Genomic DNA, 17774 nt, shown 5'->3' with positions numbered 1-17774 from the left:
CGAGTGTGGCCACTCTTAGGAGTAGCCGCACCGTCACTTCGCATCCTTGGCACAACGAAATCCTGTTGTCAGGTCCTGAAAATCAACTTCCCCTTTTGAGCGGGCGGTTACCCGCAAGTTTACCGGCTGATCTTCCCACGAGCCCCCGCGTAATACTTTATAATCGCCTTCCGCCGGCCCTTGAGGATTCTTTTTAGGGCTGTCTTCATAATAAAAACGTTCATACCAATCATTGACCCATTCAGCCGCATTCCCTGCCATATGGTACAAGCCGTAGGCGCTTTTTCCGCCCTGTTTTAACCCGTGACGAATACTCATGCCCCTGGTCCCACTGGTGACCGGAGAAAGCGTCAATTTATAACTTACCCAGCCCGTCGTCCCCTGATTATAGTTGGCAATATCCACAAATGGCTGCATATGACCCCATGGATACCTTCGCCCATCTGTACCCCGAGCGGCTTTCTCCCATTCTGCCTCCGTCGGCAGGCGTTTTCCCACCCACTGACAGTACCGTTGGGCATCGTTCCAGGAAATGCCCACGGCCGGTCGAACCCCAAATTCTCCAGTGGCAATACCATCATCCCACAGCGGTGGAGGTTCAATGCTGTAGTCTTCATCCAATAATTTCTGGTATTCCGCCATGGTCACTTCGTACCGATCGATAGAATAGGCATCCAGCCACACGGTATGTTCAGGACGTTCGTTTCGAGGACCGTCATTATCTCCCATGAGAAATTCCCCTTCAGGAATCAGTATCATTGAACCCGGCGGTCCATCATCCTGCACCGGAGCATCCAGCCAAGAGTTTCCTGCATTGGATTCTTGAGCCAAGGTGGGCTGGCTCAGACCATTGAACATGAAGAATACCGCCATTATGCCCAATAACCATGTGTGCGTCATAACACCTCGCCAGAAATTTGAATTATTAAATTTTGGTCCGCAACACGCGTCACATTCCTTTGTCAAACAGCCACTGGAATCGGAACTGATCATCAAACACATTTAAGTACTTTCAGCGATACCTCGGCCGGTCAAATACCATACGGCCGGATTGAATGACGACTCTGGTGATGATGCTCGTTTACAACATGAGGTGGCAATCAAAAGAATCCCTCTCTCAAATAGTAGAGTAAAATTCGACAGGCCCGAAAAAAGTACGACTGTTATGCTTACCATATCGAACTTCACTGAACGAGTGAAGAGGCCTCAGTCGATTTCCTTCATGACCCGCTACATACTCTGTCATCAATCACCTTCACTGATTAAAATAATTAAAAAAAAAAGCCGTTGAAGAAACCTTCAACGGCTTAAGCTATGGCGTCCCCAACGGGATTCGAACCCGTGTTGCCGGCTTGAAAGGCCGGCGTCCTAGGCCAGGCTAGACGATGGGGACGCAGTAATTCAGGATGTGCGTTAGGCCTTTGTATGATAAACACGGAAGCGATGGACCCGGCATTCTATCAATGGGGAAAAGACGAGTCAAACCAGGAAGTTATTCTCAACCCTCTGAATGCTATCAGCTCCCAGAACAGTACGTGGATCCGACTGTAAGTTTTGCCTCCCTTAGGGGATCTCCCGGAAAACTCCTCGACCCCACGTGAGGAGAAACCACCATAATTTTGGCCAAAAACATAATCAGTAAAGATGGTGAAGGAGTGGGCCTGTAAGCCGGATTCTGTACTAGATGAAACGAGTTTCATCCAGTGGTGACCATTTCTCTGGAACCTAGGTTACCCTAGGCTTCAAGCAACCTACCCGAGAACCTCGACCGGGCCGGTCTCTCTCCCGATCCGAGAAGAAATCGCTTCCTTCGACAAACCGGGAATCGTCCCCCTATTTGGTTTTGCTCCAGGTGACGCTTACCCTGCCACCTGTGTCACCACAGGCGCGGTGGGCTCTTACCCCACCATTTCACCCTTACCTGGCAAAAACCGAGGAATTTGCCATTGGCGGTATATTTTCTGTGGCGCTGGTGTCGGATTGCTCCGCCTGGGCGTTACCCAGCACCTTGCCCTTTGGAGTCCGGACTTTCCTCTCACGAAAAGTTCCGTGAGCGGCCACCCGGCCCACTCGCACCATCAGTAACTATCGTAGGTTGAGAAAATAATGAAAGCAAGAGGCGCGTTACATGGAGAAAAGCTATTCGGTCGTTTCCTCTTCGAGATGCCGAGCCAAATAGAGAATGCGGTGGCAATAGGAACAATCCAATAGTTCGTCACCGCGCTTCACCTCTGCAACCAGTTGAGGAGGAAGCTGAAGCTGACATCCTCCACAGGCACCGTCACGAAGCTGGGCGACGGCATATCCTTTTCTCAAGGTTTTTAATCGGTTGTATCGAACCAGGAGTGGCTTATCCACCAGTTGGGAAAGAGTTGTTTGCTGACGGTCCAAATCGGCTAATTCATTCGCCAAATTGGCAAAATGAGTCTCCAGCCTCGCCTTTTCGCTATCAAAAACTTTCTGGGCTTCTGTGGATTCCTCCTCCAGCTCTTTAAGGGCCTGCTCGTTCTGTTCCACCCGCTCCATGATTTCCAGCACATTCTCCTCAATCGAGTCTTTTTTCTTCCGAGCTAACTCTATTTCAAACAGATGCGCCTGGTATTCTTTGTTCGTTTTTAATTCAGAAAGCCGATTTCTGATTTTCTGGAGTTGTTCTTCTTGAGTAGCGAGTTCCCGTTCAGAGCTTCGTCGTTGTTTGACGAGAGATTCACCGGTATTTTTAAGGACTTGCAGTTTGGCAAGAATATCTTGGAGCGGAGTTTCAGCGGATTTGATAAGCTCTGGAGCTTTCCGCAACTGGTCTTGAATCTGAAAAATTCGAAGATCAAATTTTTGAAGATTAATCAGGTATTGCAACTGCAAATTCACAAAGTCCTCAATATCCTAGAACATGTTTGCTCACCGGTTACTCAAGTCCGGCCCTGTCTCGTGGTGGGCCCACCAGGACTTGAACCTGGGACCAACTGATTATGAGTCAGCCGCTCTAACCAACTGAGCTATGGGCCCGAGATCATCACGGCGCACACACCCTTTTACCATAAATGGCGCTCAGGAAAAACTCCCCCTTGCGAATTTTATTCCCTCGCAGGAGGGAAACTCAGGTGGAAGCCGTTAATAGGGCCTTTTTCTGACGAAGCTCATTGGACTCCGCGACCAAAGCATCGACCAGGTCCTGGCGTCCCTCCCGTTGTGCAACCTTAAGTTGACTAATCACCTCGTCCATGAGGCGTTGGATCTGGTTTTTCTTTAAAACACGGAGGCATCCGGTGACATGAATAGACACTTCGTCACAATTGTATTCCCCCACGCTCAACCGGGAAATGACCGGTTCATAAGCCGGATCCTGACTGAATTCCGCATGCAATGCATCGAGGTTCAAGTGCCCTTCCTCATCCGTATGCTGAAAGGCCTTGCCAAGAATATGGCGATACAGCGGGACAGTAAATACACCCTCATCGAGTTGACGAATCTGATGCGGTTCCAGGCGACCTTGGAGTAATAACACAATAAGATCCCGTTCCTCTGGCTTGCCCTGAGGAATGACCAGAATGGTGGCAGCTTGCTCCTTCCCCTTAGCCGACGGGGCCACACTCATCGTCCGGGAAATAGTCGGGAGACGTTTACGGAGTAATTCCGGTCGAATACCCAATCGTTCTGAGACCACTTTCAGATATTCTTCTTTTTCTATGGGATTTTTAGTCTTATGAAGAATCGCAAGAATGTCATCCGCCCGCTTGACTCGATCCTGAATAGAATCATTTTTGGCTTTATTCAACACAGACATGATGGCAAAATCCAGTAACGTGGCGGCTTTCCCCTCCAACTCACGAAACGCCGGCACCCCGTTTTTCCGAATAAATGAGTCCGGATCTTCCCCAGCAGGGAGCAGCAGCACTCGGACTTCAATGCCGGAATTCATAAACAAATCAAGCGTCCGTAAGGCCGCGCCGATCCCTGCAGCATCTCCATCAAAGACGAGCATCACCGACGGGGCCAATCGGCGGAGAATCTGGACATGATCGGAGGTTAACGCCGTTCCCAATGGTGCCACGGCATTTTCAATCCCGTTTTGATGCAGAGCAATGACATCAAAATATCCTTCTACCAAGTAAAACCTCCCCGCAGCGGTGGCTGACTGCCTGGCCTTGTCCATTCCATAGAGGGATCTCCCCTTAAAGAATAAGTCGGTTTCGGGTGAATTGAGATATTTGGGAGAGGCCCCATCTTTCAGGATCCGACCCCCAAATCCCACCACCTGCCCACGTGGATCAGTAATGGGAAACATCACCCGATCACGAAAGCGATCGTAGGTGGATATTCTGGTGCCATCCTCAGACTCTTTCCGCACGACCAACCCGGCCTGTATGAGTTCTTCCGGCGTGACAGACTGCTGTTCCAACCATTTGGAAAGGCCATTCCATCCTTCCGGAACGAATCCCAACTGGAATGTGTTCCAGGATTCCCTGGTAATCCCCCGCTGATCCAAATAATCCCGGGCGACTTGACCTGCAGGATTTTCCTGAAGATTACGGTGATACCAGGATGCGGCCAATTGATACAGATGAAAATACCGTTCACGAGATAAGCCTGATGTGGTCTTCCCCGCTGATTCCCGGCGTTCAGGCAGAGGCACCCCTGTCCGTTGGCTTAACTCACGCAGAGCCTCCATGAAATCCATGCCTTCCTGTTTCATCAAAAAGGTAAAGGCATCTCCGCCGACACTGCAGCCAAAACAATAAAACATTTGTCGAACGGGGTTGACCGAAAATGAGGGAGTTTTTTCTGAATGGAAGGGGCACAGCCCTTTAAAGTTTTGCCCGGCCTTGGAGAGACTCACGTAGGTGGAAATGAGATCAATAATATCAATGCGATCTCGAATTTGTTGAAGAATCTCTGGAGGAACTCCTCGTTTTTCGCCGGTCATCTCACTTCTCACCACGAACTACGTTAGGGACACATCACGAATGTCGTTCCCTTCGGATACCAAATAATTTCTGGGCGCTTTGTCCCCGGCAAACCAGCTTTACCCTGGAGGCCACGCAAATGTTCGCCCGCCCATGACGTGAAAGTGCAAATGAAAGACACTCTGCCCGGCTTCCCGTCCGGTATTCGCAACGACCCGATATCCACCACCGGCAATGTCCCGCTGCCTGGCCATCTTGGCACAGACCACCATCAGGTGACCTAACAAGCCGGCATCCGTCTCTTTGGTATCATCCAAAGACACCACGTGCCGCTTGGGAATCACCAACATATGCACCTGCGCTTGAGGATTGATATCGTTAAACACGAACGTGTGTTCATCCTCATACAGTGTGTCGGCGGGAATAGCCCCCTTGACGATTTGACAAAAAAGACAATCACCCACGTGGAGAGCCTCCTTCTGGCTGTCGAATTCCTGATTTCCCAAACCGCTTGCCAAGCTCTTGATAGACGTCTTCGGGAGGAATGGAAAAATGCCCGAGCATGATGAGGGTATGAAACCACAAATCAGCCATTTCGTAAATAATTTCTTCCCGATCGCCATTTTTCCCAGCGAGAAGGACTTCGCCGGCTTCTTCCGCCACCTTTTTCAACATACGATCGAGGCCTCCCTCCATTAATTTGGACACATAGGAATCAGGGCTCGGGTGGGCCTTCCGATCGCCTACCATTTCATACAGACGCCGGGTAATCCCCCCCCAGGCCGTACCGGAGAAGAGAGTGGCTGGCTCTTCAGAAGTCGAAGAAGGTAGGGGAGAAAAAAAACATGAACGGGTTCCGGTATGACACGTCGGTCCAATGGGCTGGGCTTTCACCAAAATCGTATCCCGATCACAATCCACAAACATTTCCTTTACAAGCAATTCATGTCCGGACGTCTCACCTTTTTTCCATAACCGTTTTCGAGATCGACTCCAGAAATGCACCCGTTGGGAATCGCAAGTCATCTCCCACGCTTGTTGGTTCATGAATCCCACCATCAAGACGGTCCCGTCCAGCCAATCCTGCACAACACAGGGGAGCAATCCTTGTTCATCAAATCGCAATGTGCTTATCGAAGAAATTTCGCTCATTGGTTGTTATGAAATTGAAACCGGCACGGTTACCGGGCGCACAGGGATACCCTGTTGAGCCAAATACGATTTGGCTTGCCCGATGGAATAGGTTTGATAATGGAAAATTGATGCCGCCAGCACCGCATCTGCTTTCCCCACATGGAACGCCTCATACAGGTGCTGAAGCGTGCCAGCCCCTCCGGAGGCAATGACGGGAATAGAGACGGACTCGGAAATAGCCGCCGTTAAGGCCAAATCATATCCGTCCTGCTTTCCATCCTGATCCATACTGGTCAAAAGAATCTCTCCGGCGCCATACTCCTTCATCCGTTTCGCCCACTCAACGGCGTCCAGGCCGGTCGAGTTCCGCCCACCATGGGTAAACACTTCCCACCCGGGTTCACCCCCTTCACATGTCATTGCCCGTTTCGCATCAATAGCCACAACGATACATTGCGAGCCGAAACGATTGGCAGCGGCTTTTACGAAGTCGGGATGTTCCACAGCAGCCGTATTAATGCTGACTTTGTCGGCTCCCGCTTCTAATAACCGGCGAATATCCTCAATGGTCCGTATCCCTCCCCCAACCGTAAGTGGCATAAACACCTGCTCAGCCGTCCGAATCACCACATCTAAAATCGTATCCCGTTTTTCATGTGAAGCGGTAATATCCAGAAAGCACAGCTCGTCCGCACCTTCTCGATCATACACCTGCGCAATGTGAACCGGATCTCCCGCATCGCGTAAATTCACGAACGAGACGCCTTTCACCACTCGCCCGTCTTTAACATCCAGGCAGGGTATGATTCTCTTCGTCAGCATGATGTTTGGGACGCTTCTGCTAAGGCCACCATTTCAAGAGCTGATTTCAAGTCCAAGGTGCCTTCATATAAGGCCTTTCCGATAATGATTCCTGAAATTTTGCTTCCGAGGGCCTGAATGGTCTGCACATCTTTCAGGACCGTGACTCCACCGGAGGCAATGACGGGAAACGGCGAAATGTCCGCAGCTTCTCGCAGAGCTGAAATATTTGGTCCTGCCAACATGCCGTCCCGGGATATGTCCGTAAAGACCATGCCTCCCAAGGGCAAATCTTTTACTGATTCAAAGACCTGTCGTGGAGTCAGACTGGACACGGTCTTCCACCCATGCACCGCGACTAAACCCTGTTTGACATCAATCCCGATTAAAATTTTATCAGGAAATTCTTTCGCGGCTGCGGCCAAAAAATCCGCATCCTGTAAGGCCGCTGTTCCAATTACCACCCGGTCCACTCCACAGGACAAGTAGGCGCGAATGGTTGACGTGTTTCGTATGCCCCCACCGACCTGCACCGGAATGCCTAACCGTTTGGTAATGGCTTCAATGTGTGAGAGATGCTGAGGTGTTCCAGTCACCGCCCCGTCTAAATCCACCACATGAAGGTAGCGGGCCCCAAGACTCTGCCAATGTTCCGCCATCGCCGCGGGATCATCGGAATACCTGGTGACCTGATCCATCTCGCCCTGTCGCAAGCGGACACATTTCCCGTCCTTCAGATCAATTGCAGGAATCAGTAGCATCAGTTAGGGATTCTCCTTCAAGGATGGAGCAGGAAGAGGAGGCCCCTGTTCGCCCAAGCCGACGGGGAAGGCCTTCATCACTTTGTTGACACCCAATTCAGCAAGTGTATCGGCAGTCACAAACCCTCCACCCTTTTCAAAAAATCCTACTACATCCTGGTTAAGTGGTTTTTGTTCCTCAAAAAATTCCCCGGTCCACAAGACCATACCATCGGACGGTCTCAGGAGGTACACTTCAAACCCTACTGCAGCCGGCTTGGCTCCAAGCTTGCTCCCTTCTCGCTCACGGTATGTCCGGACGAGCCCCGTCACAATTCCATCCACCTTCAAGCGCGTTCCAACCTCTTGGGCCAGGACGGAGAAGGAGGATTCCGCTTCCGGGCTTTCCTTACCTATCACGGCAGAAGACTCCTCTGGACCGATCACCCGCAAGGAAGGCCGGCCGGCCAACACAGAAGCCACCTGTAAGGTAATTCGATGTGCGGCCGTTTCAGGCACTACATAACGAACTTTTCTGAATTCTGTCCCATCCGCCTGATCAGTCCCCGGCAACCGAAATTGTGTACGAATTTCTTCCGGATCCCTTATGCCTCCCCGTGAGCTACTCGCCAATTGAGGCGTTTTGATGGTCTGAAAAGGAAGGATGGCGAGACTGGATATACGGGAGGGGTCAAATTGTGGAGCGGCCTGAATTTGAACTTTAGGGGGAACACAGCCTACACCGAAACACCACCACCCGATAAGGCTCATGACCAGGAACCGGGCAGGCAACGGTCTCGACCGCCCATTGATCGCAAGACACATTCCCCTCATTGCCAATCACCAAAATTCTTTAAGACCTGCAACCCGACGGCCTGACTTTTCTCGGGATGCCATTGAGTCGCAAACACATTGTCTTTCCAGACACTACTCGCAAAAGAAATTCCATAGTCGGTTTGGGTACTGACGAGAGCACAATCCATCGGTTCCACATAGTAGGAATGCACGAAATACACATAGGAGTCGGAGGCAATGCCACGTAAAGGCGGAGCAACCGTGTTGACCTGAATCGTATTCCAACCCATATGAGGAATTTTAAACGACGTCTCTCCATCCTCGGACGGACGGGGAATCGCTTTCACCTTCCCGGCCAGAATCCCTAACCCTTGATGATAGCCAAATTCTTCGCTCTCCGAAAACAGCAATTGATACCCTAAACAAATGCCGAGAAAAGGTTTTCCCGAAGCTATGGAACGGTATATGACATCCATCAACTCAAAGCGAACCAGGTTATCCATGCAATCCCCAAACGCGCCTACACCCGGCAACACGACATGACTGGCCTGGTCAATCACGGGAAGGTCTCGAGTCACGACCGCTTCATGGCCCACACATTCAAACCCTTTCTGCACGCTCCGAAGATTTCCCATCCCATAATCAATAATGGCAATCATGTCCTGGCTGTTTTCCTCTCTCTCCGCCCACTGATTCTCACCATTTAGAGCGACCCTTTGGTGGAGAGCACTCCCTTAATTCGTTCTTCCCGCCTAACCGCTTGATCCAAGGCTTTCGCAAACGCCTTAAAAATCGCTTCCATGATGTGATGAGGATTTCTTCCATACAGCACATTCACATGAAGGTTTAACCCTCCCTGACTCACGAATGCCTGAAAAAAATCTTCAAACAATCCTAAATCAAACGACTTAATATATCGCGTGGGTAACACCACATTGTATACAAGGTACGGCCGGCCACTCAGATCTACGGTCACCTGAGCCAGCGTTTCATCCAACGGAACCGTCGCACACCCGAATCGGGTGAGGCCCTCTTTGGTCCCGAGAGCCTGTGTTAAGACCTGCCCCATGACAATCCCCACGTCTTCGATCGTGTGATGGTCATCAATCTCGATATCCCCTTTCGCTTCCACTGTCAGATCAAAAAATCCATGTTTACCGAATAAATTCAGCATGTGATCCAAAAACGGGATCGAGGTCTTAATCTGATTGTTGCCGCACCCGTCGAGGCCCCATTCCACTCGAATGGCCGTTTCCGCGGTCTTCCGTTCTTGAGAAGCCGTTCTGGGAACAAGATGTTCGTTCATGTCCATCGACTCTCCATTGATCGCCCATGTGCATCCAGGCCTTCCAGCAGAGACAGCCGCATCACTGGAGCATGGGCTTTGCGCAACGCGGCCTTCGAATAGGCCACCACATTGCTGGTTTTCATGTACTCATCCACACCCAAACACGAAAAAAATCTGGCACTTCCACCAGTTGGTAATACATGATTGGGCCCTGCCACATAATCCACCACCGCGGGAGGGGTATAGCGGCCAACAAAAATGGCACCCGCATGACGTATACGTGACACATAGTCTCCCGCCCGATCCATATTTAATGATAAATGCTCAGGCGCAATCCGATTGGCTAATTCAAAGGCCTCATCAAAGGTTCGCACAACAAATGCCAGGGCATGATTTTGAATTGATCGGGACGCAATCGCCTGGCGTCCCAACTGTGCGAGTTGGCGGGTCACTTCAGTCACAACCCGCCTGGCAAGAGTCAAAGAAGTCGTCACCAGATAGACACAGGCTTCCTCATCATGCTCGGCTTCACAAAGCAGATCAGCCGCCACATGCAGCGGGTTACTGGCGGAGTCGGCAATGACCAGCAACTCACTCGGACCCGCAATCATATCAATGTCGACCTGGCCGTAGACCAGGCGTTTGGCCGTGGCCACATACATATTCCCGGGACCGACAATTTTATCTACGGGCCGGATTGTCGAGGTGCCGAAAGCCAAGGCCCCAATGGCTTGGGCTCCACCGACCCGATAGATTTCATCCACTCCAGCGACATCCGCCGCCACTAACAACGCGGGGTGGATGATGCCATTCGGAGTCGGCGTACACATGACGACTCGCTTCACCCCAGCCACTTTCGCGGGGATGGCATTCATGAGCACCGATGATGGATACAGGGCTTTTCCGCCTGGAACATACACACCGACGGTATCTAACGGCGTGATCCGTTGGCCTAATTGAATCCCCTGTTGACGATAGACCCAGGATTTCCTTCGTTGTCGACGATGAAAGGTCCGAATACGATTCGCCGCATATTTCAGGGCTTTAATATCTGAGGACGGTAGTTCAGCGTAGGCACGCTCGACGTCTTTTGACGTCACACGAAGACTGTCAGGACTGATTCGGACATGATCGAATTTCCAGGTCAATCGCTGGAGTGCCTGATCGCCCTCTTGCCGAACAGCATCCAATATGTTCCTGACGGCTTTTTCAACCTTGTCGTTTTGTTGAGCGGCCCGCTGACAGACACGATTCACCGATTTCGAGAACTCTTGATCCTTGTGGGAAACAATTTTCATGCATGAACCTTTTTTGGGGAGCGGGAACGAGAAAGAATTTTCTTCACCCGGGCAATCAGTTCGGTAATCACAGCATGTTTCATTTTTAAGCTTGCCCGGTTCACAATCAACCGGGCAGATGACCAGGCGATCACTTCATCCTCGACCAGATTATTGGCTTTCAGAGTGTTTCCCGTCTCAACCAGATCGACAATCCGATCGGCCAATCCGACCAATGGAGCCAACTCGATCGATCCGTAGAGCTTAATCAATTCCACAGGCAACCCTTGCTGGTTAAAATACCGTTCGGTGATCGTGGGGTATTTGGTTGCCACCCGAAGCTTGGAGGACATCCGTTGCCCAAGCTGTGGCCCGTTCGGCCTGGCGACCACCAACCGGCAGACTCCCAAGTTCAAGTCAACCGGTTCATACACATCCGGACTCTGTTCCAACAGAACATCTTTCCCAACCACCCCTAAATCCGCTGCGCCATATTCAACATAGGCCGGCACATCACTTGGGCGAACAATTAAGACCCGGTGCCCATGCTCCGGAAATTCCAAAATTAATCGACGGTCGTTCGCTCGGACATGATATCCCGAATAGCCTGCCTGGCGGAACAATTCAAGAGTCGGATCAAGAAGTTTACCCTTGGAAAGGGCAATGGTAATCCCTTCGCTCATACCACCTCACGCACGCGAACAATCCTCGCACCCAGGGCTTGAAATTTTTCTTCCAGCCGTTCATAGCCGCGGTCTAAATGATAAACGCGGGACACAATCGTTTCGCCATCAGCCGCTAACCCGGCCAGGACCAAGCCTGCACTGGCGCGTAAATCCGAAGCCATGACGGGTGCACCGGTGAGCAACGGCACACCTTTGACCACGGCATGTGGGCCATCAATCTCAATCGACGCTCCCATCCGGTGAAGTTCCGGAACGTGCAAAAATCGCCCTTCAAAAATTGTTTCGGAGATCACGCTCACGCCTTCTGCCACCGACATCAACGCCATCATTTGGGCTTGAAGATCGGTCGGGAAGCCTGGATAGGGGAGCGTCTTAATTTCCACCGCTTTGAGCGAACCCGACCGGCGGATTCGCACACCGTCATGACTTTCGGTTAACTCAGCACCCATTTCCTGAACTTTTTTCAGGACGCTTCCTAAATGATCTGATACGCACCCCTTTACCATCACATCCCCACCGGTAATAGCTCCGGCCATTAAATAGGTGCCGGCTTCAACTCGATCAGGGATCACCCAATGCCCTGCCCCATGAAGTTCCTTCACCCCTTCAATTGTAATGGTGTCCGTTCCCATCCCATGAATTTTGGCACCCCGCTTGGTTAAGAATGCACAGAGGTCCGTGATTTCCGGTTCCCGTGCGACATTATGCAAACTCGTGGTCCCTTGTGCCAGGCAAGCCGCCATGATCAGGTTTTCCGTGCCCGTGACCGTCGGGAAATCCAAGTCAATCCTTGCTCCTTTAAGACGACCGGCTTTCGCATGGATATATCCATGCTCTACTTGAATTTCAGCCCCCATCATCTCCAATCCTTTGAGGTGAAGATTGACCGGTCTGGTGCCGATCGCACATCCGCCCGGCAGAGAAACTTTGGCTTCTCCCAGCCGAGCGAGTAAAGGGCCTAAGGCTAAAATAGACGCTCGCATCGTTTTGACTAAATCATACGGCGCTTCAATCGAATGCACCTGAGCTGCATCCAGTCTGACCCTGGGGCCTTCCTCTTGAACCGTCACTCCCAACAGGGCCAGTAATTTCCCCATAGTCATCACATCACGAACATGTGGAACATGGTCAATGACGCATTCCCCGCCCCCTAACAATGTCGCTGCCAAAATAGGCAAGGCGGCATTCTTGGCTCCGCCGATTTCCACGGACCCCTTTAATGGCAATCCACCGGTGATTCGAATTTGATCCACTGACAATATTCCCTGTCTACACAAGATGCCGTTGCACGCATACCACTCGTGGAATGCCTTGGGAATCCGGCAGGACCTTTACCATCTTAAACGCATTCGTCAAGGAAGGGTCCCGGCACAGAAGGTCAGCCTGACCAACTCCCACTTCCATCAGGACATATCCCTTTGAGGAAACAAGACCCGGCGATTCATCCAATAATCGCCGGTACACATCGAGTCCGTCCGGCCCTCCATCCAACGCCAGCCGTGGTTCAAAGTCTTTGACATCTGGAGAAAGGTGTTCCCATTCCGCATGGGAGATATACGGCAGGTTAGCAATAATGGCGGTCACTTTACCTGCTAAATTTCCGGATAACAAGTGGGAAAGCAGGTCACCAGCCACCCATAGAATTCGTTGCGCAACTCCATGGCGCATGGCATTGACCTGCGCAAGATGTAGCGCGGAGACTGACTTATCTGATGCGATAATCACCGCTGCAGGAAGGTTGACCGCTAGACTGATCGCCAGACATCCAGAACCCGTCCCGACATCCAGAATCACCGGACGCACATCAGCCCCTAGAAGTCCAATCGCCTCCTCCACCAGCAATTCGGTCTCAGGTCTTGGAATGAGCACCCCGGGTTGGACGAGAAAATCCAACCCAAAAAAATCTTGATTCCCTAATACATATTGAAGTGGTTCATGTAAGGCACGGCGCTGAAACAAGGCCACAGCCCGCTGACAGACTTCCGCATCAACGGGAGCGTCTGGATTCCCATGCAGTTGCAATCGCGTAATACCAAGAGCCTCCTCGAGAATCCACAACGCTTCATGGCGGGCGTTGGCAATCCCCGCTTGAATCAGCGTCTCAACCGCACCACGATATAACTGTGAATAGGAAGTGAAGCAGGGCATCTGAGCCTCAAAAAGCACATGCGCGTTGAATCGTTGAAAGAAACGGAATGGCGCTACACGAAAGACATCATTGGGCTTTGAGGCCGGCGATTAACCCGTCAAGATCGCCTTCCATCACTCGATCCAATTTGTGCAACGTCAGCCCGATTCGATGGTCGGTCACTCGATTTTGTGGAAAATTATACGTGCGGATTTTTTCACTCCGCTCCCCTGTCCCGACTTGGGAACGGCGTTGTTGCGCAATAGAGGCTTCTTGTTTTTCGCGCTCGGCATCACCGATTCGTGTTCGAAGGGTTCGCATGGCCTTCGTTCGATTTTTTAGTTGGGATCGCTCGTCCTGACATGTCACGACCACTCCTGTCGGAATATGAGTAATCCGGATCGCAGAATAGGTCGTATTCACACTCTGTCCACCAGCTCCTGATGAACAATAGGTGTCAATCCGTAAATCTTTCGGATCAATGTGCACCTCCACCTCTTCAACCTCCGGCATCACCGCAACCGTAGCCGTGGAGGTATGAATTCGTCCATTAGCCTCTGTCGTCGGGACACGCTGCACCCGGTGCACTCCACTTTCATACTTAAAATTTCCAAAGGCTCCCTTGCCTTCAACCAGCAAAACCGCCTCTTTGACCCCACCAAGACCGGTTTCCTGGAATTCCATTAATTCGACCCGCAACCCCTTAGCCTCGGCAAACTTCGTGTACATTCGAAGGAGATCGCCGGCAAAGAGTGCGGCCTCACTTCCACCCGTCCCTGCGCGAATTTCAATGAACGAATTTTTATTATCACCTTCATCAGCCGGGCAGAGCAATTCAATGACCTGGGTCTCCATGGCCTCACGTTGACTTTCCAGGCTTTGCAATTCTTCACCGGCCAACCGGCGCATATCGGGGTCTAATTGCAGATCTTCTGTCATCAGGCGAGTCTGGGCAATCTCCTCGACTACCCGTCGGTACCCGCCAAACAACTGTGCAATGGGCTCTATCTCTGATCGCTCTTTATTGAGGGCAACCAGAAGAGTCGGTTGAGACAAGACGGCAGGATCTGACAACTGATCGTTGAGCGTGTCATATTTATTCGCAATGGCCTCCCATTTGCTAAATAAACCGCCCTCTTTCAGCTCTGTCTTAGTAATTGGTGCCATTGATCTAGTTTAACAGGAAATTAAATAACACGACATGTACCCTTTATCCTAGACAACCATTACCCGCTAGCCTCATACGAAAATTTTCATAGAAAGAGGGGATTGAACGGAGGGGAACCGTGTCAACACTCAGGGGAGCCGTTGCTGGGAAACCTGGTCTTCTAGTCCGCAAATCGAGAAAAGCAACAGCCAGGACTGCTTCAGCACCATGCACAGACATCATCCCCTGGGGAATGTTTAGGCAGGACAATGGAGGAGAAAGAGAAAACGGTCTTTACGCTTTGGCTTTGGGCTTCGCCGTTTTGGCGTATTTTTTATTGAAACGTTCCACCCGTCCTTCGGCATCCACAATTTTCTGAGTACCCGTGAAAAACGGATGGCAACTGGAACAGATATCAACCTTTAAGTCTCCCACGGTCGTCCGGGTTTGGTAGGTCATACCGCACGCACAACTCACATTTGCAAATTCATAAGCCGGGTGAATGCCCTTTTTCATACTACCTCCTTCTACGCCATCTCTCGATTCAACATCTAAATATGAAAAGCCCTCAATGCCAAACCTCTATTGTGAATTATCGATTCATAGATTGCAAGAACTCATTATTACTCTTGGTTCCGCCAATTTTATCCATGAGAAATTCCATCGCCTCCATGGTCCCGAGAGGGCTTAACACCTTTCGGAGGATCCACATTTTGTTCAGACGGTCGCGATCAACCAGCAACTCCTCTTTCCTCGTGCCGGATTGACTGATATCGATGGCCGGGAAGAGGCGTTTATCCGCTAACCGACGATCCAAGTGCACCTCCATATTGCCCGTGCCCTTAAACTCTTCAAAAATAACATCGTCCATTCGACTTCCGGTATCAACCAATGCTGTGGCCAGAATCGTCAAACTTCCACCAAATTCGATATTTCTGGCGGCACCAAAAAACCGCTTCGGTCGTTGCAGGGCATTGGAATCCAAACCTCCGGATAACACCTTACCACTGGGGGGGGAAATCGTATTATAGGCGCGCGCCAATCGAGTCACACTGTCTAACAAAATCACCACATCCCGTTTATGTTCGACCAACCGCTTGGCTTTTTCCATGACAATCTCTGCCACTTGGGCATGCCGCTGAGGAGGCTCATCAAAGGTGGAACTAATGACTTCGGCGGCTTTAACTTGGCGCTGCCAATCGGTGACTTCTTCTGGTCGTTCATCAATTAGAAGGACAATCAAGACAATTTCAGGATGATTCGCAATAATGGCCCGCGCCACCGCCTGCAAGAGCATGGTCTTTCCCGTTCTGGGTGCCGCCACGATCAATCCCCGTTGCCCTTTGCCAATGGGGGTCGTGAGCTCCATCACTCTCGTGCAATACTCTTCAGGATCAAATTCAAGGTTGATCCGCTCTTCAGGATACAGCGGAGTAAGATTATCGAACAGAATTTTATCCCGCTGCACCTCAGGCTCATCATAATTAATTTTTTCGACTTTTAAGAGCGCGAAATACCGCTCTCCGTCCTTCGGTGGACGAATCTGCCCTGAGACAATATCACCGGTTCGCAAATTAAATCGTCGAATTTGAGACGGAGAAATATAAATATCATCGGGTCCTGGTAGGTAGTTGGAATCAGGGGCCCGGAGAAATCCAAATCCATCTGATAGAGTCTCAAGGACTCCCTCTCCGAAAATGACTCCGTTCTTGTCGCTCTGCCCTTGAAGAATAGAGAAAATCAGCTCTTGCTTTCGCAAATTTGGCGCGCCATCAATTTTAAGATCACGCGCGATTTCATTTAATTCTCCAATGGACTTTTGCTTCAATTCGGCAAGATACATTAGGTTACTCCATTCATTGGCCGGAAGGGTTTTCTCGTGGGCTTAGCCTGTTACGAGGGGTGGAAAGGATACGAACATTTTCATCTGGGTTATGCGCTGGGAACTTTGGCGATCCCCGAAAAGGGAACCGTACCAGACTTTAATAAAGTTAAAAATTTAGACCGGTATTGTGTATTTTAGGAAGAATGTTTAGAGAAACTGAAGAACCACACTTGTCAAAACCACCGTGTTGTCCTATCTACGATTTGAAATAATACGTGAAGTCCGAGAAGTTAATTGGCGGAAATGGATTTTGCTATCAAATGGGCAGGTCTTAAGTAATTATTTATCTCACTATTGAACAACTTGTCAATAGGCTCCTTTCGGAAGTTGCGACACGAAACTCAAATTTTCCCCAAACCAATCATCGAAAAGTTAGCCCACTCTCTTATGGTTGGCACCCTTAATCTCATTATGTTAAACCATCATAATGGTAATTGAAAGTCAACAAGGAAGGGTCCTCTCCCATGTCTGATTCAGGTTTTCCCTTTTCCAGCGAACGGATTTTCACCCTCTCCGAAGCCAACGGATTAATACCGGAGCTGGAACAATTTTGGGACAATATTAAGGCAGGACGGCAAATACTTATGGACACGAGGGAAGAAGTCAAAAAAGCCAGCGCTCAAGCATCCTCTGGAGGAGGAACGGTCATGGGCGTCCAATATATCAAAGGGTTACAAGACATCAATGGCAGCCTGCATGCCATTCAGGAACTCGGCGTGGTGATCAAAGATGTCGAAATTGGATTATGTGATTTCCCATTTTTGCTTGATGACCGTCTGGTATTTTTGTGTTGGAAGTCCGGAGAAAAACAGGTTCGCTGGTGGCATGATATTGACAGCGGGTATGCGAACAGACAACCTTTAGAAGACCCGAATCCCTAGACCTGCCGCACATTCGCCTATTCGTTTTAATCACACTCTCCGGACAACCGGAGCTTCCGACGCAACATATCCATACGACTGCCTTCTGATATGATCGAAAAGTCATGC

General features: G+C 50.5%; 18 protein-coding genes, 2 tRNA genes and 1 other RNA gene. 1 reads left to right on the top strand and 20 read right to left on the bottom strand.

The features are described from left to right. Positions 1-33: 33 nt before the first annotated feature. From ACTRXD_RS07205 to rho, 20 genes are all read right to left on the bottom strand, one after another. Positions 34-900 (bottom strand): formylglycine-generating enzyme family protein, encoded by an 867-nt coding sequence (locus ACTRXD_RS07205; protein ID WP_442431156.1) that lies wholly within the window; start codon positions 898-900, stop codon positions 34-36. A gap of 415 nt (positions 901-1315) precedes the next feature. Further along, positions 1316-1393, bottom strand: a tRNA-Glu gene (locus ACTRXD_RS07200). A 255-nt stretch (positions 1394-1648) separates the two neighbouring features. Further along, positions 1649-2073: RNase P RNA component class A (gene rnpB, locus ACTRXD_RS07195), an RNA gene on the bottom strand. Between the two features lie 66 nt (positions 2074-2139). Beyond that, positions 2140-2868, bottom strand: a complete 729-nt coding sequence (locus ACTRXD_RS07190) for a zinc ribbon domain-containing protein (RefSeq protein WP_442431155.1) — start codon at positions 2866-2868, stop codon at positions 2140-2142. A gap of 61 nt (positions 2869-2929) precedes the next feature. Next, a tRNA-Ile gene (locus ACTRXD_RS07185) sits at positions 2930-3006 on the bottom strand. Positions 3007-3097: 91 nt separating this feature from the next. Then, the gene (gene dnaG, locus ACTRXD_RS07180; RefSeq protein WP_442431154.1) at positions 3098-4924 is read right to left on the bottom strand and encodes a DNA primase; all 1827 of its coding nucleotides are present in this window, start codon (positions 4922-4924) and stop codon (positions 3098-3100) included. Positions 4925-5023: 99 nt separating this feature from the next. After that, on the bottom strand, positions 5024-5368 hold the full coding sequence (locus ACTRXD_RS07175) for a histidine triad nucleotide-binding protein (RefSeq protein WP_442431153.1): 345 nt from the start codon (positions 5366-5368) through the stop codon (positions 5024-5026). Next, positions 5361-6056 (bottom strand): bifunctional phosphoribosyl-AMP cyclohydrolase/phosphoribosyl-ATP diphosphatase HisIE, encoded by a 696-nt coding sequence (gene hisIE / locus ACTRXD_RS07170; RefSeq protein ID WP_442431152.1) that lies wholly within the window; start codon positions 6054-6056, stop codon positions 5361-5363. Before hisIE ends, ACTRXD_RS07175 begins: the two co-directional genes overlap by 8 nt. A gap of 6 nt (positions 6057-6062) precedes the next feature. Then, positions 6063-6860 carry an imidazole glycerol phosphate synthase subunit HisF gene (gene hisF, locus ACTRXD_RS07165; protein ID WP_442431151.1) on the bottom strand — a complete coding sequence of 266 codons (798 nt, stop codon included), beginning with the start codon at positions 6858-6860 and terminating at the stop codon, positions 6063-6065. Next, the gene (gene hisA, locus ACTRXD_RS07160) at positions 6854-7600 is read right to left on the bottom strand and encodes a 1-(5-phosphoribosyl)-5-[(5-phosphoribosylamino)methylideneamino]imidazole-4-carboxamide isomerase (RefSeq protein ID WP_442431150.1); all 747 of its coding nucleotides are present in this window, start codon (positions 7598-7600) and stop codon (positions 6854-6856) included. The genes hisF and hisA overlap by 7 nt, the downstream gene beginning before the upstream one ends. Before the next feature lie 3 nt (positions 7601-7603). Then, a complete protein-coding gene (locus ACTRXD_RS07155; RefSeq protein ID WP_442431149.1) occupies positions 7604-8413 on the bottom strand; it encodes a hypothetical protein in 810 nt (269 codons plus the stop codon). After that, on the bottom strand, positions 8410-9033 hold the full coding sequence (gene hisH / locus ACTRXD_RS07150) for an imidazole glycerol phosphate synthase subunit HisH (protein ID WP_442431148.1): 624 nt from the start codon (positions 9031-9033) through the stop codon (positions 8410-8412). The genes ACTRXD_RS07155 and hisH overlap by 4 nt, the downstream gene beginning before the upstream one ends. Positions 9034-9077: 44 nt before the next feature. After that, the gene (gene hisB / locus ACTRXD_RS07145) at positions 9078-9680 is read right to left on the bottom strand and encodes an imidazoleglycerol-phosphate dehydratase HisB (protein ID WP_442431147.1); all 603 of its coding nucleotides are present in this window, start codon (positions 9678-9680) and stop codon (positions 9078-9080) included. Next, positions 9677-10960, bottom strand: a complete 1284-nt coding sequence (hisD, locus tag ACTRXD_RS07140) for a histidinol dehydrogenase (protein WP_442431146.1) — start codon at positions 10958-10960, stop codon at positions 9677-9679. The genes hisB and hisD overlap by 4 nt, the downstream gene beginning before the upstream one ends. Then, the gene (hisG, locus tag ACTRXD_RS07135; protein WP_442431145.1) at positions 10957-11622 is read right to left on the bottom strand and encodes an ATP phosphoribosyltransferase; all 666 of its coding nucleotides are present in this window, start codon (positions 11620-11622) and stop codon (positions 10957-10959) included. Before hisG ends, hisD begins: the two co-directional genes overlap by 4 nt. Beyond that, positions 11619-12878: a UDP-N-acetylglucosamine 1-carboxyvinyltransferase gene (gene murA / locus ACTRXD_RS07130; protein WP_442431144.1), complete on the bottom strand. Its 1260-nt coding sequence runs from the start codon at positions 12876-12878 to the stop codon at positions 11619-11621. The genes hisG and murA overlap by 4 nt, the downstream gene beginning before the upstream one ends. A 16-nt stretch (positions 12879-12894) precedes the next feature. Beyond that, positions 12895-13773 carry a peptide chain release factor N(5)-glutamine methyltransferase gene (prmC, locus tag ACTRXD_RS07125; protein ID WP_442431143.1) on the bottom strand — a complete coding sequence of 293 codons (879 nt, stop codon included), beginning with the start codon at positions 13771-13773 and terminating at the stop codon, positions 12895-12897. A 67-nt stretch (positions 13774-13840) separates the two neighbouring features. Beyond that, positions 13841-14920, bottom strand: a complete 1080-nt coding sequence (prfA, locus tag ACTRXD_RS07120) for a peptide chain release factor 1 (protein ID WP_442431142.1) — start codon at positions 14918-14920, stop codon at positions 13841-13843. 274 nt (positions 14921-15194) lie between these two features. Next, a complete protein-coding gene (gene rpmE, locus ACTRXD_RS07115; RefSeq protein WP_312646359.1) occupies positions 15195-15416 on the bottom strand; it encodes a 50S ribosomal protein L31 in 222 nt (73 codons plus the stop codon). A gap of 76 nt (positions 15417-15492) precedes the next feature. Continuing rightward, positions 15493-16743 carry a transcription termination factor Rho gene (gene rho / locus ACTRXD_RS07110; protein ID WP_312646358.1) on the bottom strand — a complete coding sequence of 417 codons (1251 nt, stop codon included), beginning with the start codon at positions 16741-16743 and terminating at the stop codon, positions 15493-15495. Between the two features lie 506 nt (positions 16744-17249). Here rho and ACTRXD_RS07105 point away from each other — a divergent pair. Further along, positions 17250-17666 carry a DUF2203 domain-containing protein gene (locus ACTRXD_RS07105; protein ID WP_312646356.1) on the top strand — a complete coding sequence of 139 codons (417 nt, stop codon included), beginning with the start codon at positions 17250-17252 and terminating at the stop codon, positions 17664-17666. Positions 17667-17774 lie beyond the last annotated feature (108 nt).

This window comes from Nitrospira sp. T9, assembly GCF_052156535.1.
GTDB lineage: Bacteria > Nitrospirota > Nitrospiria > Nitrospirales > UBA8639 > Nitrospira_E.
The sequence above is the reverse complement of the archived record's forward strand: the minus strand, read 5'-3'. Positions and strand labels throughout refer to the sequence as shown.